General features: G+C 37.1%; 14 protein-coding genes. 5 read left to right on the top strand and 9 right to left on the bottom strand.

From position 1 onward, the window contains the following. Positions 1-13: 13 nt before the first annotated feature. Both HH304_RS04170 and HH304_RS04165 read right to left on the bottom strand, forming a co-directional pair. The gene (locus HH304_RS04170) at positions 14-682 is read right to left on the bottom strand and encodes a ubiquinol cytochrome C oxidoreductase (protein ID WP_169678204.1); all 669 of its coding nucleotides are present in this window, start codon (positions 680-682) and stop codon (positions 14-16) included. A 108-nt stretch (positions 683-790) separates the two neighbouring features. After that, positions 791-1,618 (bottom strand): LytTR family DNA-binding domain-containing protein, encoded by an 828-nt coding sequence (locus HH304_RS04165; protein WP_169678203.1) that lies wholly within the window; start codon positions 1,616-1,618, stop codon positions 791-793. A 181-nt stretch (positions 1,619-1,799) separates the two neighbouring features. On the opposite strand from HH304_RS04165, the gene HH304_RS04160 reads away from it, so the two are divergent. The 5 genes from HH304_RS04160 (at position 1,800) to HH304_RS04140 (ending at position 6,953) form a co-directional block, all read left to right on the top strand. Continuing rightward, positions 1,800-2,585 (top strand): hypothetical protein, encoded by a 786-nt coding sequence (locus HH304_RS04160; RefSeq protein ID WP_169678202.1) that lies wholly within the window; start codon positions 1,800-1,802, stop codon positions 2,583-2,585. Positions 2,586-2,733: 148 nt separating this feature from the next. After that, on the top strand, positions 2,734-4,635 hold the full coding sequence (locus tag HH304_RS04155; RefSeq protein ID WP_169678201.1) for a S9 family peptidase: 1,902 nt from the start codon (positions 2,734-2,736) through the stop codon (positions 4,633-4,635). Positions 4,636-4,767: 132 nt separating this feature from the next. Then, positions 4,768-5,799 carry a c-type cytochrome gene (locus HH304_RS04150; protein ID WP_169678200.1) on the top strand — a complete coding sequence of 344 codons (1,032 nt, stop codon included), beginning with the start codon at positions 4,768-4,770 and terminating at the stop codon, positions 5,797-5,799. A 26-nt stretch (positions 5,800-5,825) separates the two neighbouring features. After that, positions 5,826-6,518 (top strand): Tat (twin-arginine translocation) pathway signal sequence containing protein, encoded by a 693-nt coding sequence (locus HH304_RS04145; protein WP_169678199.1) that lies wholly within the window; start codon positions 5,826-5,828, stop codon positions 6,516-6,518. Positions 6,519-6,539: 21 nt separating this feature from the next. Next, the gene (locus HH304_RS04140; RefSeq protein WP_169678198.1) at positions 6,540-6,953 is read left to right on the top strand and encodes a DsrE family protein; all 414 of its coding nucleotides are present in this window, start codon (positions 6,540-6,542) and stop codon (positions 6,951-6,953) included. Between the two features lie 207 nt (positions 6,954-7,160). Here HH304_RS04140 and uxuA read toward each other — a convergent pair whose 3' ends face one another. From uxuA to HH304_RS04105, 7 genes are all read right to left on the bottom strand, one after another. Beyond that, positions 7,161-8,324 (bottom strand): mannonate dehydratase, encoded by a 1,164-nt coding sequence (gene uxuA, locus HH304_RS04135; protein WP_169678197.1) that lies wholly within the window; start codon positions 8,322-8,324, stop codon positions 7,161-7,163. Between the two features lie 19 nt (positions 8,325-8,343). Next, positions 8,344-9,174: an SDR family oxidoreductase gene (locus HH304_RS04130; RefSeq protein ID WP_169678196.1), complete on the bottom strand. Its 831-nt coding sequence runs from the start codon at positions 9,172-9,174 to the stop codon at positions 8,344-8,346. A gap of 75 nt (positions 9,175-9,249) precedes the next feature. Beyond that, positions 9,250-9,924 carry an NUDIX hydrolase gene (locus HH304_RS04125; protein WP_169678195.1) on the bottom strand — a complete coding sequence of 225 codons (675 nt, stop codon included), beginning with the start codon at positions 9,922-9,924 and terminating at the stop codon, positions 9,250-9,252. A 48-nt stretch (positions 9,925-9,972) separates the two neighbouring features. Further along, a complete protein-coding gene (locus HH304_RS04120) occupies positions 9,973-12,264 on the bottom strand; it encodes a CehA/McbA family metallohydrolase domain-containing protein (protein WP_169678194.1) in 2,292 nt (763 codons plus the stop codon). Beyond that, complete coding sequence (locus HH304_RS04115; protein ID WP_169678193.1) at positions 12,261-13,715, bottom strand: SLC13 family permease; 1,455 nt, start codon at positions 13,713-13,715, stop codon at positions 12,261-12,263. Before HH304_RS04115 ends, HH304_RS04120 begins: the two co-directional genes overlap by 4 nt. Then, positions 13,716-15,458, bottom strand: a complete 1,743-nt coding sequence (locus HH304_RS04110; protein ID WP_169678192.1) for a sulfatase family protein — start codon at positions 15,456-15,458, stop codon at positions 13,716-13,718. It lies immediately after the preceding gene. Further along, on the bottom strand, positions 15,455-16,429 hold the full coding sequence (locus tag HH304_RS04105; RefSeq protein ID WP_169678191.1) for a peptidyl-alpha-hydroxyglycine alpha-amidating lyase family protein: 975 nt from the start codon (positions 16,427-16,429) through the stop codon (positions 15,455-15,457). Before HH304_RS04105 ends, HH304_RS04110 begins: the two co-directional genes overlap by 4 nt. Positions 16,430-16,521 lie beyond the last annotated feature (92 nt).

Here is a 16,521-nt window from a genome sequence, read left to right as displayed (position 1 = left end):
GGTGCATCAGTATTTAGTTCATTACCGGGGATTTAACCTCAGAATTCTGATAGGGTCTGTAAATAAATGGAATGGTGAAACATTGAATCAAAGCCAGTATCACTCCTATCTGATCAGTGACACCATGTGGTTCTCCCGTAGCTAACAATACTGCCTGAACCACCAGCGGCCCCAGGATAATGGCCAGTAAAATACTATTCTTGCTTTTCCATTCTATATGTTTCTCAATAGCATTCATATCACTCTTAATTGCCATGAATATCACAAATAAGGCAATCACAGAAAGAGGAATTACAATTGCTGAGATGGAAACATGAACATTTAATGTATCTCCGTGAAATACGGTATCCCCATTCTTTAAAATATCAAATAACAAGTTTCCAAAAAAGTTTACCCACCAAACAACAAGCAGGGAATAAAAAATATTCCGGTTCTTCACCCAATACATGCTATAAAATAGTCCCACGTAAAAAACTAATTGAATAATTAAAAATAAGAATTCAGGTGTCACTCCTTCTCCCCTTAACCAAAAGCCAAAATATTCAGTTCCCCAGACATAGCTTTCGCCATCAAATATTGACCTGATAAATGGTAACCATACAATCATAAAAGTTAAAGAAAAGAGAAACATCAGGATATTTTTCCATAAATCTGTTTTTCGGTATGCGATTAAATTTTTCATGGTGTTTGATTGTTTTGTTTTCAGCAATATTCCAGAAAACAACATTCAATCGCTCAAAAATCACTTTCTATGGGATAAAATCTTTTGTTGAGGGATAAACGGTAACGATTATTTTCCTGCTAACTCATATATTTCATCAATATACTTTCTGGAAACAGGCACAGGCCTGTCAATATTATTGATCTTGACAATCATTTTATTTCTATTACCATTGATCTGATTCAAATGGGCTAGGTTAATTATATAAGATCTATGGCACCTGATTAGGGTATCGCTAACCCTTTCGTTTTCTATACTTTTAAGTGTCCTTCGTAATAAATGTTTCTTCACATTACCATCTTCGACACAATGAATTCCAACATAGTTATCCTCTGATTCAATTAAAAGTATGCTATCATGATTCAATGAAAGTGTCTCCTTACCATTGTCAGATTTTAGGGTTACCAATGAGTTATTTGTCTTCCCCTGATATTTGTAAGCCAGTTCAAGGCTGGCATTCAATGAACGTTGATATAAAAAAACAAAAATTACAAAAAAAGGTATTATCAGCGTAGCTCCAATATTGACTATAAATTCAATGTAGCTTGAAAATCGCCAGTCATGCCACCCTCCAAGCCAGTTATAGGTCAAAAACGTTACCGTACATATAACCATTAAAGAAATGAGCATCCAATAGATAAATCCTTTACCTGAATACTTTAAAATTAGTCGATCATACAAGATTTGAGTTACCAATAATATAACCAGTGTAGCTGCTCCTACCATAATAGTTACTCCAAGTACTAATTCGTCAGATATTGATTCACTCGGATCATAATTATTGACACCAAATGGCTGAAAAAAGAGTAGAAACAAGATCATGTAAAGTCCTGTTCCCAAAATAGCAAAAACCTTCCCCTTGGTAGAAAGACTAAAATCAATATCTCTAAATGTCATTTAATTGAAGCTATTTGTATTGAAACACAAAATATAAAAAGGATCATTAATTCACTATTTTCAAATATCTATTTTACTTATTTAACAATAATCATTTAAATCGATGAGGACATAATTGATTTGATTCCTAACTAACAATTTTATTATATTGCCAAATAATTATTTTTTAATAGCAACCAAAATGAAGCATTTTCCAAAAATCATATTTTTTATATTTATATGTGCTGCATGTAATTCATCTGACTCAAGTCAAGATGAAATAGCTGAAGACACAGTCTCTTCAGTTGTGGTCACTAAACCGGAAATTGATACGTCAAGACCTTCTGATTCAATAGCCGATCTATTTTCAGGTACCTGGATAAGTAGCTATTACTTAAAGAAAATTGAAGATTCTGCTTCTGTATATTTAAATAAAGATTATAAATCATCACTTTTAGGTTTCAACCTGAAAGGAGAAGATTTAAAAACTGGTGATGCCTGGGTTATACCATTTAACACCGGAACTCAGACAACTGACAAACCTATCAGGTGGAATTATGAAGACAGTTCTTTCATTTCATTAGACTCTCCTTCAATAAAAATAATCATCAATAGACCGGGGAGTTTGATCTATGAATATGCAAATGGAAACAAAGCTTATTATAGAAAGACAACTGATCGTGAAAGTGCGATAAGAGGAGTTTTATTTGAAGGAAATTATATCTCCGAAAGTGGAAAAAAATATTCATTTTCTGCAAATGGTTCTATTACCGGTTTTGAAGATAAAAAATATTTTTCCATCCTTGACAACTTCAGCGAAGAACTTGAATTTGATGCAATATTCATCAGTGATAATGTTAACAGAGATAACGAATTAATTTATCATTATGAGATTTCTGGTGACACAATTCGTCTATATGATCTTGCTGGAGAATATCCTGAAATGGGTATTGGAGCCATGGCTCATGAGCTTATAAAAACCAATTAAATTGGTTAAAAACATTTGCACATTTTTGAATTTAACAAACATGTGCTTCTCATTATTTATAAATGAAATAAGCCCCTCGCGATGATTCATCAATTGGGGCTTATTTCATTTTATTTATTATATTTCTATAAATATACCACCCAATATAATGAGACATCTATCAATAATCTGTTTATTGTGCCTAACCTTCGTTTCAGGTTTTGGTCAAAATCCGCTTTCCCCGGAAAAATTATGGACTCTTGGCCGGGTATCCGGAATGGGAATTTCAAATGAAAATGTAATTTTCGCTGTGAGTCACTATTCAATTGATGACAATTCTTCCGGCAGAAAATATTTTAGGATACCATTAGCCGGAGGCTCGCCAGAAGAAATAAAAAACACCAATGATTACCTCTCAGATAAATCAGTCTCACCCGATAATCAATATAGAATAGAAGTTAAATCTGTAAAAGTTAAAAAGGTAACAGGTAAAGATTATTACCCTGAACTTGACAAGTCAAATGTCTATATCTATGAAACTTTAAATTACAGACATTGGGATCAATGGGAGGACGGTGAATTCGACCATATTTTTCTTACAAATGTTAATAATGAAGGTGAATCAATTGATTTGCTTGAAGGATTACCATATGATTGTCCTACTAAACCCTTTGGTGGTTCCGAAGATTATATCTGGAGTCCGGATGGATCCAAAGTACTGTATGTCACCAAAAAAAGTTATGGAACTGACTATGCGGTAAGTACCAATACAGATATATATGAATATGATATAAATACTGGCAAAACAATAAACCTTACCGAAAATAATAAAGGATATGATACCTCTCCTCAGTATTCTTCAACAGGGGCTTTAGCATGGTTACAAATGATACGTGACGGGTACGAGTCAGACAAAAATGATATTATCGTACAAACCAAAGCAGGTCCGATAAACTTGACCAGCCAATGGGATGGGACTGTCAATTCATTTCATTGGGCTGAAGACGGAAAAAGAATATATTTCATTGCACCGGTTGAAGGTACTACTCAATTGTTTAGCGTTGATAATATAGGATTATCCCGAAAGCTGCCTTCAATCAAACAAATCACTAATGGAGACTTTAATATATCAGGTATAGTTGGGCAAACTAACAATACTCTGGTAGTTTCCAGAACTTCTTTTAACAGGGCTTCAGAACTCTATACTATTGATTTAAAATCAGGAGACCTTTCCCAATTAACACATGTCAATGACGACTTATATGAAAACATCTCTGAAAGTAAAGTTGAAAAACGATATGTGAAAACAACAGATGGGAAAGAAATGCTTGTATGGGTAATCTACCCACCTGGATTCGATAAGAATAAAAAGTACCCAACACTATTGTATTGTCAGGGAGGACCTCAATCAGCATTAACTCAATTTTATTCTTACAGATGGAATTTTCAGCTAATGGCAGCTAATGGATATATAGTTGTTGCTCCTAATAGAAGAGGAATGCCTGGTTACGGAGTTAAATGGAACGAGCAAATAAGTAAAGACCATGGAGGACAGGCAATTCAGGATTATCTCTCAGCTATTGATGATTTAGCTAAGGAACCCTATGTAGATAAAGATAAATTAGGGTGCGTTGGAGCTAGTTACGGAGGATACTCGGTATTTATGCTGGCGGGGATACACGAAAACAGATTCAAATCATTCATTGCCCATGATGGAATCTTTAATACCAGAAGTATGTATGGCACTACGGAAGAACTTTTCTTTCTAAATTGGGACTATGGTGGACCATATTGGAAGAAAGATGACCCTATAATTCAGAAAGCCTACAATGAGTTTAATCCGGTTAATTATGTATCTGCCTGGGATACTCCAATGCTGATTATACAGGGGGGATTAGACTTCAGAGTACCAATTGGTCAGGGCCTAGAGGCATTTCAGGCAGCACAGTTGCAAGGAATAAAAAGTAAACTTTTATACTTTCCGGAAGAAAACCACTGGGTTTTATCGGCACAAAACGGTATAATATGGCAAAAAGAATTTTATAAATGGCTTGACGAAACACTTAAGTGATAAAACAACTAATCACCAACACAATATTGTAAGTCTCTGAAATCAAAACATTTACTAGAGTTTATAAAAAAAATAAGCTATATTAATAAACGCGAAAGCTAAGAGAGTCTTTACAATTATATTATTCAAACTATGCAAGATCGATTGAAGCAAATATCGACTTTGCTTAAAGTAGCACTCTTGCTATTCTCTGGTGCTTTCCTGCTATTCATATTTACTATAATAGTGAGTATAAATCCACCTCAAAAGAGCATAGAGAACAACTTGATTTCTTCAGTATGGGCTCCAAATTCTGTTGAGATGAATTTGCCAGAAGGCGAAAAAGGAGAAATGATAAAGCTTGGTTACGATATTATCAATAACACATCTGAATTTATTGGCCCTGGAGCTATTGCCGAAAAACAATTCTCAGGTAATAATCTAGCTTGTAAGAACTGTCACCTTGAATCGGGTAAAAAAATTGGATCAGGATCATTTATTGGAGTATCAAACAGATTTCCACAATTCCGAGGCAGAGAAAACAAAATGGGCACTTTGCCAGAAAGAATTAATGGTTGCCTTGAAAGGAGTATGAATGGAAGTACAATGCCAGAAAACAGCCATGAAATGCAATCTATTATTGCATACATTGACTGGCTAAGCGAAAATGTACCCGATAACGTACAGGAATTATATAAAGGATATAAAAATATAAATATCCCTATAAGAAAGGCAGATACTATTGCCGGTAAAAAAGTATTCGAAGTACACTGTACACCTTGCCATGGATTCAATGGCCTTGGAACGAAAATAGCAGGTTCAAAAACAACTAAATATTTATACCCTCCATTAGCAGGGCCCGATTCATATAATGATGGTGCAGGAATGCATAGGGTAATTACCGCAGCAGAATTCATAAAATACAACATGCCTTTAGGAGTTAATTACGATAACCCGCTATTAACTGATGAAGAAGCCTATGATGTAGCGGCTTATATAAACTCATTACCTCGGCCAGAGAAAGCGAATAAGGAAGCTGATTTTCCGGATAAAAAACTCAAGCCGGTATCAACTCCATATGGTCCCTGGACAGATTCATTTCCAGCCGAACAACATAAATACGGACCATTTCAGCCTATTATGAAATACTATCAGGACACTTACCAGATTAAAAAAACAAAGTGACACCAACTTAATTTAACTATACCATAATGATTAAAAACCACAACCATTCAAGAAGAGAGTTCCTTGGCAGCGTAGCTGCCGGAACGGCTGCCGGACTGGCAATGATCACCAGCCCGATAGAAGCTAAAATCAAAGATTCCTTGGGTTTTGATTTTAAAGGAAGCTATGGCGATCTCGATGCAGGATTAAAACATATAGGTAAAATGCAGCATCCAATCGCATATGATGTATCTCAAGCAAACTGGTGGGGTTTTATTTGGTCAAACGTTTACTACATGACCAATGATGAAACTGGTACACCAAATGGTGATCTTGGGGTTATCAATGTCTTAAGACATCACGGAATTATCTTTTCATTCAAAGATGAAGTAATAGAAAAGTATAAACTAGGCGAAGTAATGGGATATAAAGACCCTACTACTGGTAGTTTTGCTGTTAAAAACCCATATATCGATCCTCAACCCGGAGCATTTCCTTTACCTGGACTTGCAGGAATTAATGGCTTAATGGAAAAAGGAACGATGGTATGCGTCTGCAATATGGCTTACAAAGTATATAGCGGAAAAATCGCTGAAAAAATGGGTTTAAAGCCAGAAGATGTTTATTCGGATTTTGTAAATGGAAAACTACCTGGTATACATCTGGCTCCATCAGGAGTATGGGTGTTAGGTAGGCTGGCTGAAAACAATATTGGCTACATAGATAGTAGTGTCGGATAATTTCATGAAAGCAATTTTGAAATGAAAAAATCAATTCTATTTATAGCAGGGTTGTTAATTACGTCCCTGCTATTTTCTCAAAATGATCCAATAAATATAGTATTTGATGTTACCGGATCTGATACAAAAATCCATGAAAAAACTATCAGGCATGTAAAAGGTATGTCTAACGCATACCCGGATGCAAAGTTTGAAGTTGTAGTATACAGCGGAGCACTCGATATGTATCTTAAAGGTAAATCAAGTGTAGCAAATGATATTGAAGCACTGGCAAAGAACCCGAATGTATCTTTTAAAGTGTGTGAACAAACTATGAAAAGATACAATAAAACAGAGGCAGACCTGTTGGCAGGTATCGAACCAGTTCCCGATGGCATACTTGAAATAGTCACCAAACAACGGCAGGGCTGGGGGTATATTAAAGAAAGTTATTAGTTATTAGTAAAATCAAAAAAATAGCCACCATGGCTTTCATGGTGGCATTTTATTTACCCAAAATAAACACAAAAATAAACTCTTTTACGAGTGACCAATGGAATAAATTCCCTAAATAATTGTCAGAAGTTGATTTCTTCTAAAATCAGTTAACTGTTAACTACATACACGCTTATTTAAACAGAATTTCTTCAGTTTTGAAGACCCTTATTTATTACCATTTATCCCCAGCATTAATCCACGTAACTCGGCAAGCCCACGTAAACGACCAATAGCCGAATACCCTGGATTAGTTTTTTTATTTAAATCATCTAACATTTGATGTCCGTGATCAGGTCGCATCGGCATAATAAAATCTTTAGAGCGCTGCACCTGGAGTAGTGCCTTCATCACACCATACATGTCTACATCACCATCAAGATGATCGGCTTCATAAAAATTACCATCTTCATCCCTTGTAGTACTTCTCAAATGAATGAAATTTATCTTATCACCAAATTCTTCCGCCATTTCCACCAGATTGTTATCTTCCCTTACTCCAAAAGATCCCGTACAAAAGCACAATCCGTTTGCCGGGCTATCCACTACATTCAGAAGTTTTCTGACATCCTCACTCGTACTAACAACCCTTGGCAATCCCAGAATAGAATATGGTGGATCATCAGGATGTATTGCCAGCTTAATATTTGACTTTTCGGCAACGGGTACGATCTCACGTAAAAATTCGTATAAATTATATCTTAATTCCTGATCTCCGATGGCTTCATAAGTATTGAGAACATGTTGAAAATCCTTAAGAGAATACCCTTCTTCAGCTCCAGGCAAACCGGCTATGATGTTATTGACCAATTGCTCCTTATCAGTATCACTTAACTGCTGAAAATATTTTTCGGCTTTACTGATTTGATCACTAGTGTAGGTCTCTTCAGCATCTGGTCTTTTAAGTAAAAACAATTCAAATGCAGCAAAAGCAGTTGAATCAAATCTTAATGCTCTGGAGCCATCCGGCATTTCATAGGCCAAATCAGTCCGAGTCCAGTCTAATACGGGCATAAAATTATAGCAAACTACCGGTATACCTGCCTTTCCCAGGTTTTCGATACTCTTTTTGTAGTTTTCAATGTATTTGACATAATCTCCAGACCGAGTCTTTATATTTTCATGTACCGGAATACTTTCAACCACAGACCATTCTAATCCCATGGCCTCGATTATTTCCTTTCTATTAATAATTTCGGTTTCTGACCATATTTCTCCGTTTGGAATGTGGTGTAGTGCTGAAACAATTCCTGTTGCGCCAGCTTGTTTGACGTCATTCAAACTGACCGGATCATTCGGACCATACCATCGCCATGTTTGCTTAAGGTTCATAACTGAAGTTTATTTTATATTATACACCACTGTAAGCACTAAATCCGCCATCGATAGGTACAACTACCCCGGTTATAAAAGCACTGTCTTCTGCACAAAGCCAGGAAAGAGTGCTGTTCAGATCTTCAGGTTTTCCAAACCGACCTAAAGGAGTTTGAGATATGATTGTATTACCTCTGTTGGTTAGTGATCCATCTTTATTAGTCAATAATGCTCTGTTTTGTTCTGTTAGAAAGAATCCCGGTGCCAACGCGTTTACCCGAATATTCACTTTGGAAAAATGAACAGCAAGCCATTGAGTAAAATTACTTACCGCTGCTTTTGCCCCACTATAAGCAGGTATTTTTGTTAATGGGGTGAATGCATTCATCGATGAAATATTGATGATTACACCTCCGGAATCAATCATATCACGTGCAAATTCTTTTGTTGGCAATAAGGTTCCCAGAAAATTCAAATTAAATACGAAGGAAACCCCTTCCGGGTCCAGGTCAAAAAATGAAATTAAGTCCTGAGCATCCAAATCTTCTCTGGAAAAGAACTCTTTTGAAGTAGTACCCTTTGGATGATTCCCTCCTGCACCATTGATCAAAATTTCACAAGGACCAAAGGCTTTCACAACTTCCTCGTGTGCTTTCTTCAAGCTTTCAACCTCTAATACATTGGCTTCCACTCCTATGGCCTTGCCTCCTGCTGCATTGATCGCATCAGCAACTTTATCAGCAGACTCTTTTTTCAGATCCAATATTGCAACACGACCTCCTCGACCTCCGATATATTTTGCTAATTCACCTCCTAAAACTCCTCCCCCTCCTGTTATTACTACGGTTTTGTTTGAAAATTCTGCCATGATTCTCTTATTTACTGTGTAAAATATACACAGTATAATTAAAAACAAAATATTAAGGATATTTATTCTTGTAAATCACCTTTTTTTTTTGAGTTTGAACAGCTCCGGACCGCCTTTTACTCCTGGTTTCTTCTTACCTGTTCCTTTGACCAGACCAAGTTGAGTGATTTTTTTTCTGAAATTTCTTTTATCCAGGGTTTCACCCAGTATTGATTCATATAAGTCCTGAAGTTCTTTGAGTGTGAATTTCGCAGGTAATAGCTCACCAAAAAGCAGTTTTTCCTGCATGTTTCTTTTAAGCAGTTCCAGAGCATCACGCCAAATAATGGAATGATCAAAACCAAGTTTTTGAGGGATTTCATCAAGCGCAAACCATTTTACCTCAGAAACATAGTTTTTAGGTATTACAGGGTGATTTTCTGGTTTGATCAATGCATAAAAACTCACTGTTACCACTCTTTTAACCGGGTGTCTGTCGACATCGCTGTAACATCTTACCTGTTCCTTATGAATATCATTAATACCTGTTAGCTTAAACAGCACATTATTTATTGCTTCCTCTAGCGATTGTCCTTCATCCATCACTCCTCCCGGGAGCATCCAGCTTCCTTTAAAAGGTTCTAAAGCCCTTTTTACAAGCAACAGCTTTAATTCACCGTCCTGAAACCCAAACACAGCTCCATCTACCGTTATTGTGCTTTCATAAGACGATTTAACTGTCGTCTGTAGAAATTCTTTCTTTAAATTCATTTTACTATTCATTGTTCTATAACGGAAAGCGTTTACAATTTTATCATGTCAATCTACTGATTTTAGGCGAATTGGTTGAACCAAAGCACCATTTGTTGCTACATCCCAGGCAGCAAACCGAACCCATTTCATCCCTTTTGCATCAAATGGAATTTCGAAGGTTTTTCTTCCAAAAGAAGAAAGATCGGATGTTGGAATTATTATGCTACCAGTTTTCTCTCCATCACCCCAAACAATTTCAACAAAATCAAGTGGGAAAGTCCACATAATATCTGCTATGATAGTCTTTTGGTTTCCTTCACCCTTTATTTGATATGAAGGAATTAACACCTCTCCGGTAGTCACAAAGAAATTGCCTGCCTTTAAAGTATTCACAATCGGGCTCATATCATCTATTGTCGGAACATGATCAAGTTGCAGGTAATTTACCGGCGACATTCCATAAGTATCGTCATAAGGTGGTTTACCCCTTTCCCCGATATCAGATCGAGATTCAGAAATTGCCAGAGCGAATTTTAATGACTTACCATTTTTAACCATCCTGTTATTGGTATGATCCCATATTTTGAGAAACCGGTACTCTCCCAGGCGACTTGCTGAGGCATCAATACCCATTCCCCAACGGTAACCCAGACCAAAATAATTCTCGTGCATAAAATAAGCTGAATCCATAATTGCCTGAGGAAATCCAGAAGATCTTTTCGTATCCGGATGAGGCATTGATATCAACACATTTTCAATTTCTGCCATAGACATCAAATCTGCAGGCGTTCCTATATTATAAACCTTACCATATTTGGGATGCTCCTCAGACAATGGCTGACCAGCTGCTCTTGAAGGTTTCCAGTATAAGGGTTTGGATATTATGATATCATAGTGCCCTCCAAGAAAGGGAGGCCGGCCACCTGTACTGTTTTCATCATTGGGCATTAGCAGGAAGTTTTCATCCGATTGACTCCGTGCAGCTTCATAATATTCTTCCAGATCTTTCAAAAATAATTCTCCCTTATCATGCCTCCCCGGACCACGGGCTCCATCTATTACACCGTAAATATTAACCCCAATAGCTTTCATCGTGGCCACATCATTGATTCGCTGATCCAGACCACCCTTCTTCTTAAGACGTTTTACTAATCCGACATGATAATGTGCACCCATCACTTTATGCCCTGGTAATGGTTTAAACTTGTCACTATTTGTAAATTTCAAAGTAGATTCCACTGCTTCTTGTCCACTACCCGGGGACAGGTAAAAAAAAACAGGCATTTTTTGCCAGGTTCCCGGTCGTGCATTATACAATGCAAAATTATGGTAGAATTCAGGATCTTCTTCATGTTCAGCCTGTCTGATTCCGAATGAAAATTCTTTATTAGAATCTAATCGATACCAGGCATATCCAAGATTTTGCTCTGACTCTCTTGCCCAGTAAAAACTGTGTGGCGGCGGAAAAGATGTGATTGAACCAGATTCTAATTCAGCTGCGATCAGCCTGTTATTACTTTTAATAATGACCGGTTCTGAATTGACATAATCATTGAATACATGAGATTGCCATTGATTCGTAATATCTCGCCAGACCATTTTACCTTTATGTGCCGATAGGCCCGTTAATCCGGCATCATATTTAAATGCAACTGAGGTTTCTTCTGTTTTTGCAATTAAGGTTTGCCTGACCAGGTTCGATCCTTTATAAATATCATATTGCAGATACCCGGCAAAGATACCTGCGTTTACATTTTCAAAAATAATTTTTATTCGGGTGCCTTCAGTTAGTACCCTGCATTTTTTCACGTTATAAACTGCTGTCGTCCTGCTTACCTCCTTAAAATTTCTAGGCATTCCGGGATGATTGGCAAACGGTTTTTCTGCAGGAATCGACGATGCATGCGACAGTGGTGGTTCATCAGATATGTATAATGGGGCATCCCAAAAAGCGTCCCATTTTATTTCATCAATTTTCTTTGCAGTTAATGGAATTCCAAGCTTTTCGATTGATTCAGTTTGTTGTTGAGTCACCCTTCTTACGCCACTAACGATACGATATTCAGGAATCAAATTTTCTTCCATCAAATTCCAGTGAACGGAATTAGTACTGTTTTCAAGTCGACTAATTACTGGAATTCCATCCTGAACCATAAATAGAATTTTAAAATGTGCACTTTTACCCTCCCATGTTAACTCTAATTTATTTTTCAGGACTGTAACCTTCAACCCTTCCTGATCCTTATAATTAGTTAGGTCATAATTGATTCGATCTTGAGCAGTTAAAGATCCGGTTAAGAGAGATAGAAACACTAAAAATCTTAACGACTTAATGGTATGTGATACAAATACAATCATAGTATATTTTCGAATACATCAAAATCCCACACTAAAGGAAGTATATAATAAATTATCAGTGTCAGAAACAACACTGAAATCAGGTTCATCCAAAACCCTGTTCTGATCATATCTTTGATTTCCAGCTTACCGGAACCAAATACCACTGCATTAGGTGGTGTCGCAACCGGAAGCATAAATGCACAGGAAGCGGCAATTGTTGCCCCAACCATAAACAAATACGGATTTACCTGTAAGGCCACTGCCATCGAAGCTAATATCGGAAGTAACATCGCTGTGGTGGCAAGGTTAGAGGTAAGTTCAGTCATAAAATTGACTATTAACACTATAATTAAAACCATCAGGAATATTGATACTCCATCAATGATAGTCATTTGATTTCCGATCCACTCTGCCAGACCACTGGTTTGAAAAGATGCTGCTATGGACAGACCTCCTCCGTACAACAATAACACTCCCCAGGGTAATTTAACACCTTCCTCCCAGGTAATAAGATGTCCTTTGCGAGCTTTACTTGGAATAAGAAATAACAGTACAGCTCCGGTTACACCAATAATAGTATCATTGATCTCCGGAAAAATCTTTTCCAGTAAAATGGATTTTGTAACCCAGCAAAAGGCAGTAAGACCAAATACTATTGAAACCATTTTTTCCTCATAAGTAATCTTGCCCAACGATCGGAGCTCAACAGCAATTGCACTTCGCCCTCCTGGTAATGATAATCCTCGTACTGGAAATGCAACCCGAATAAGGTATTGCCAGCAAATGAAAAGTAAAAAAATAGAAAAAGGAAGTCCGATTACGACCCATTGGCTAAAGGTAATTTCAATATTAAATGTTTCCTCCATTATACCAGCTAAGACCAGGTTTGGTGGAGTCCCGATCAATGTAGCTATTCCACCGATCGAAGCAGCATAGGCAATAGAAATCATCAATGCTTTACTAAAGTACTTATGCTGTTCCTTACTAAATTCTGTTGATCCTGACACCTGGTGCACCACTGCCAACCCGATGGGCAACATCATTACACTTGTGGCTGTATTCGATATCCACATAGACAAAAATGCGGTAGCAATCATAAACCCAAGAATAATCAATGCTACATTTCCCCCGATCAGGTTGATAATATTCAATGCTATTCGTTTATGTAAATTCCAGCGTTCAATGGTTTTACCAATTAGAAATCCCCCGACAAATAAAAATATAAATGGATGTCCATAAGCTTCAGTAATTGTATTAATAGTAGCTGCACCACTTAAGGGGAAAATTATTATAGGAATCAATGCCGTTACAGCTATAGGAATAGCTTCAGTCATCCACCAGCAGGCTACCCATGCAGCACAAGCTAATGTGGCCCTACCTTCAGCTGATAGTCCTTCCAGAGGCAAAAAAAAGTAAATCAATACAAATAGCAACGGGCCTGCAACCCTTCCAAAAAGTTTAGTATACACTTAAAAATCTGATTTAAATTTGACATTTGTTTCAATACTGTCATCAATTATTCTGATGGTGACAGTATCACTGGGTAAGTAGCCTAGCCGGTGAGCTATGACCTGATATCTTTCTCCGGAATTAACCACTAAATTTTCTTTATATGGAAAAAATGAACTTCTTACTCCCGGTGTTATCTTTCTAAATCCCAGACTGGCCCCATCGGTATCGCAAGTAAGTTTGATCGTCCCATCATTATATTCTGGCACTGGAGTGTTGGTTTTTAGTTGCTTTCCTCCAGGTTCAAATTGTTCAAGCAAAACCTTTTCATCTATAAATCCTTTATCATTAATTTCTTTGATAAAAAATTCATTAGCTTCCCTGAGTGATTTTAACTTATCAGCATACTGCGGATTATCAGACAAGTCATTTATTTCGTGAGGATCATTTTGCAGGTCGTAAAGCAATTCTTGAGACTTAGGATTTTTAAACCACAACTTTTGTACTTCAGTCAGGCTGTCTTTATCTTTCAAACGAATTAACTCCTGCATTATCGCCATATTTTCACGATATGATATTGGCAGATATGTCGATTTATTGGTGATATAGTTCCTTATATATTTAAAGCGCTTGTCTCGAACAGCACGTGATTGGTCATAATTTTTATCAAACCGATCAGTTGCTGCAAAAATATAAGGGCTTGAATCAGCTTGAATATATGTACCTAAAAAAGCATGGCCTTGCATATATTCTGGTGGTTTTATACCTGCAAGTGAAAGTACAGTTGGGGCCAAATCAACAAAACTTATCATCCGGTCATCTCGATTACCGGAGTTGAAATTGTTTGGAAACCGCACGATTAATGGCACTTTAATTCCGGAATCATGAAGTGATCTTTTTTGTCTGGGAAGTGGCCCTCCATGATCGGTATACCACATCACAATTGTGCTATCCAGCAGTCCATCATCTTCCAGTTGTTGTAATATTTCTGACACCTGATGATCCATTTCTAAAATATTAGAATACATTCTCCTAATATCTTTCCTGCCTGTATTAGTATCTGGCAGATAAGGTGGAACTGGTACTTTTAGATTTGGATCAACCCATAAACTATCTTCTGATTTTTCCCAGATTTGTGATTCATGAGTTACAAATAAATTAAAAACCGAAAAAAATGGTTGTCCAGGCTTTCGATTGCGCCAATGAGCATTATCACTGCATTCATCCCAGGCGGTTGGTGTTTTTAAAAATTGATAATCTTCCTTTGCATTGTTTGTGGTGTAGTACCCCGCTTTTCTTAAGTATTCGGTAAACAGCTTAACTTCAGGTGGCGGGACTGCCTCATAGGCACCAATTCCTTCAGGCACAAACTGATTATATCTTTTTAGTTGAGCTTCATTGGGAATGCCTACCCACCATGGACCCGTTCGCATATTATGTGTTCCGATTGCTGTTGGGTACATCCCAGTTATTATTGCAGATCGGGCAGGTGCACAAACCGGCGATGGTGTGAAAAAATTATCGTAGCAGATACCCTCACTGGCCAGTGAAGATAACGTTGGAGTTTTAATGGTTGAATCTCCAAAAGCAGGAATATTCCCACTCATATCCTCAGCCACAATCCAGATAATATTTGGCTGAAAATCAAATGAAGGATATTTGGTTTCAATCTTGTTTTCTACCCGATCTTCATTTTCAAAATTGCAGGCAGCTAAAAAAGCAACTAATAGACAAATTATTATATGATAACGTAATATATTCATTCTATCGGTTTAAATTTTTGAATTAGGTTATTCAATAAATCTGCTACATAAATATTCCCTTTGTCGTCAAGGGTTATATCGTGGTATCGGCATATTGATCCTGAGTATTGACCACTTCTACCCTGAATCCATTGTTGATAAAGATCCAATGTCAGGTAACTTATGTCCGATCCCAGGATGTCATTTCCCTTTTTTTGGTAGTCAACTGTAAATAAGGCTTTTGATTGCGGATCTACTGTCAAAGAATACACCGCGGCTCCAGATGGTGTATCCCAGCTCTTTAAAAATTTTCCATTGGAATCAAATTTCTGAACTCGTCCATTCTCTCTGTCTGCGACATAGACATTACCCTCAAAATCCACATCAATCGCATGGGGCAGGTTAAATTGACCTTCATTACTGCCTTTTTCACCCCATTGGAATTGAAATTTGCCTTCCTTTGAGAATTTGATCACCCGGCTATTCCCATATCCATCGCTCACATAAAATGATCCGCCTTTCAGAACTGCTACATCAGTGGGACGATTAAAATGAATATGGTCATCTCCCTTTTCGTGTGCGATGCCTAAAGTCATTAACAATTTTCCTTTCCTATTAAATTTAAATACCTGATCAAGACCGGTATCAGTCACCCAGATATTATCCTCTTCGTCTACTGTAAGACCATGAGGTAATATGAACATTCCACTGCCAAATTCTGATACAATTTTACCTGTATTGACATCGATAATTGCAATGGTGGGTTTAGAAATCAAGGTTAACGGATCCCTGTTTGGATCTACCCCTGCCCGATGGAATACTACCAGATTACCTTTGCTGTTTATTCCTAATCCCGCTGGCTGACCTAGTTTATTTTCTACTTGCCATGTTGTATCATAATGATATCTTCTAGCACTATTATTTGGCGACTGAGCCGATAGATCTATGGAAAAAATAAATAAAATCAGTGCAATGAATAGATTGTTTTTCATCTTTGTAGTTTCTTCAAATTCCATTTGATAAATGCGGTCTGGACAATTGTTTAAATCTATTAAACCTCCTGTAGACCATATTTTGAGCGATT

This window comes from Marinigracilibium pacificum (genome assembly GCF_012926615.1).
Taxonomy (GTDB): domain Bacteria; phylum Bacteroidota; class Bacteroidia; order Cytophagales; family Cyclobacteriaceae; genus Mangrovivirga; species Mangrovivirga pacifica.
Note: the sequence above shows the minus strand (reverse complement) of the source record. Positions and strands in the feature narration are given on the sequence as shown.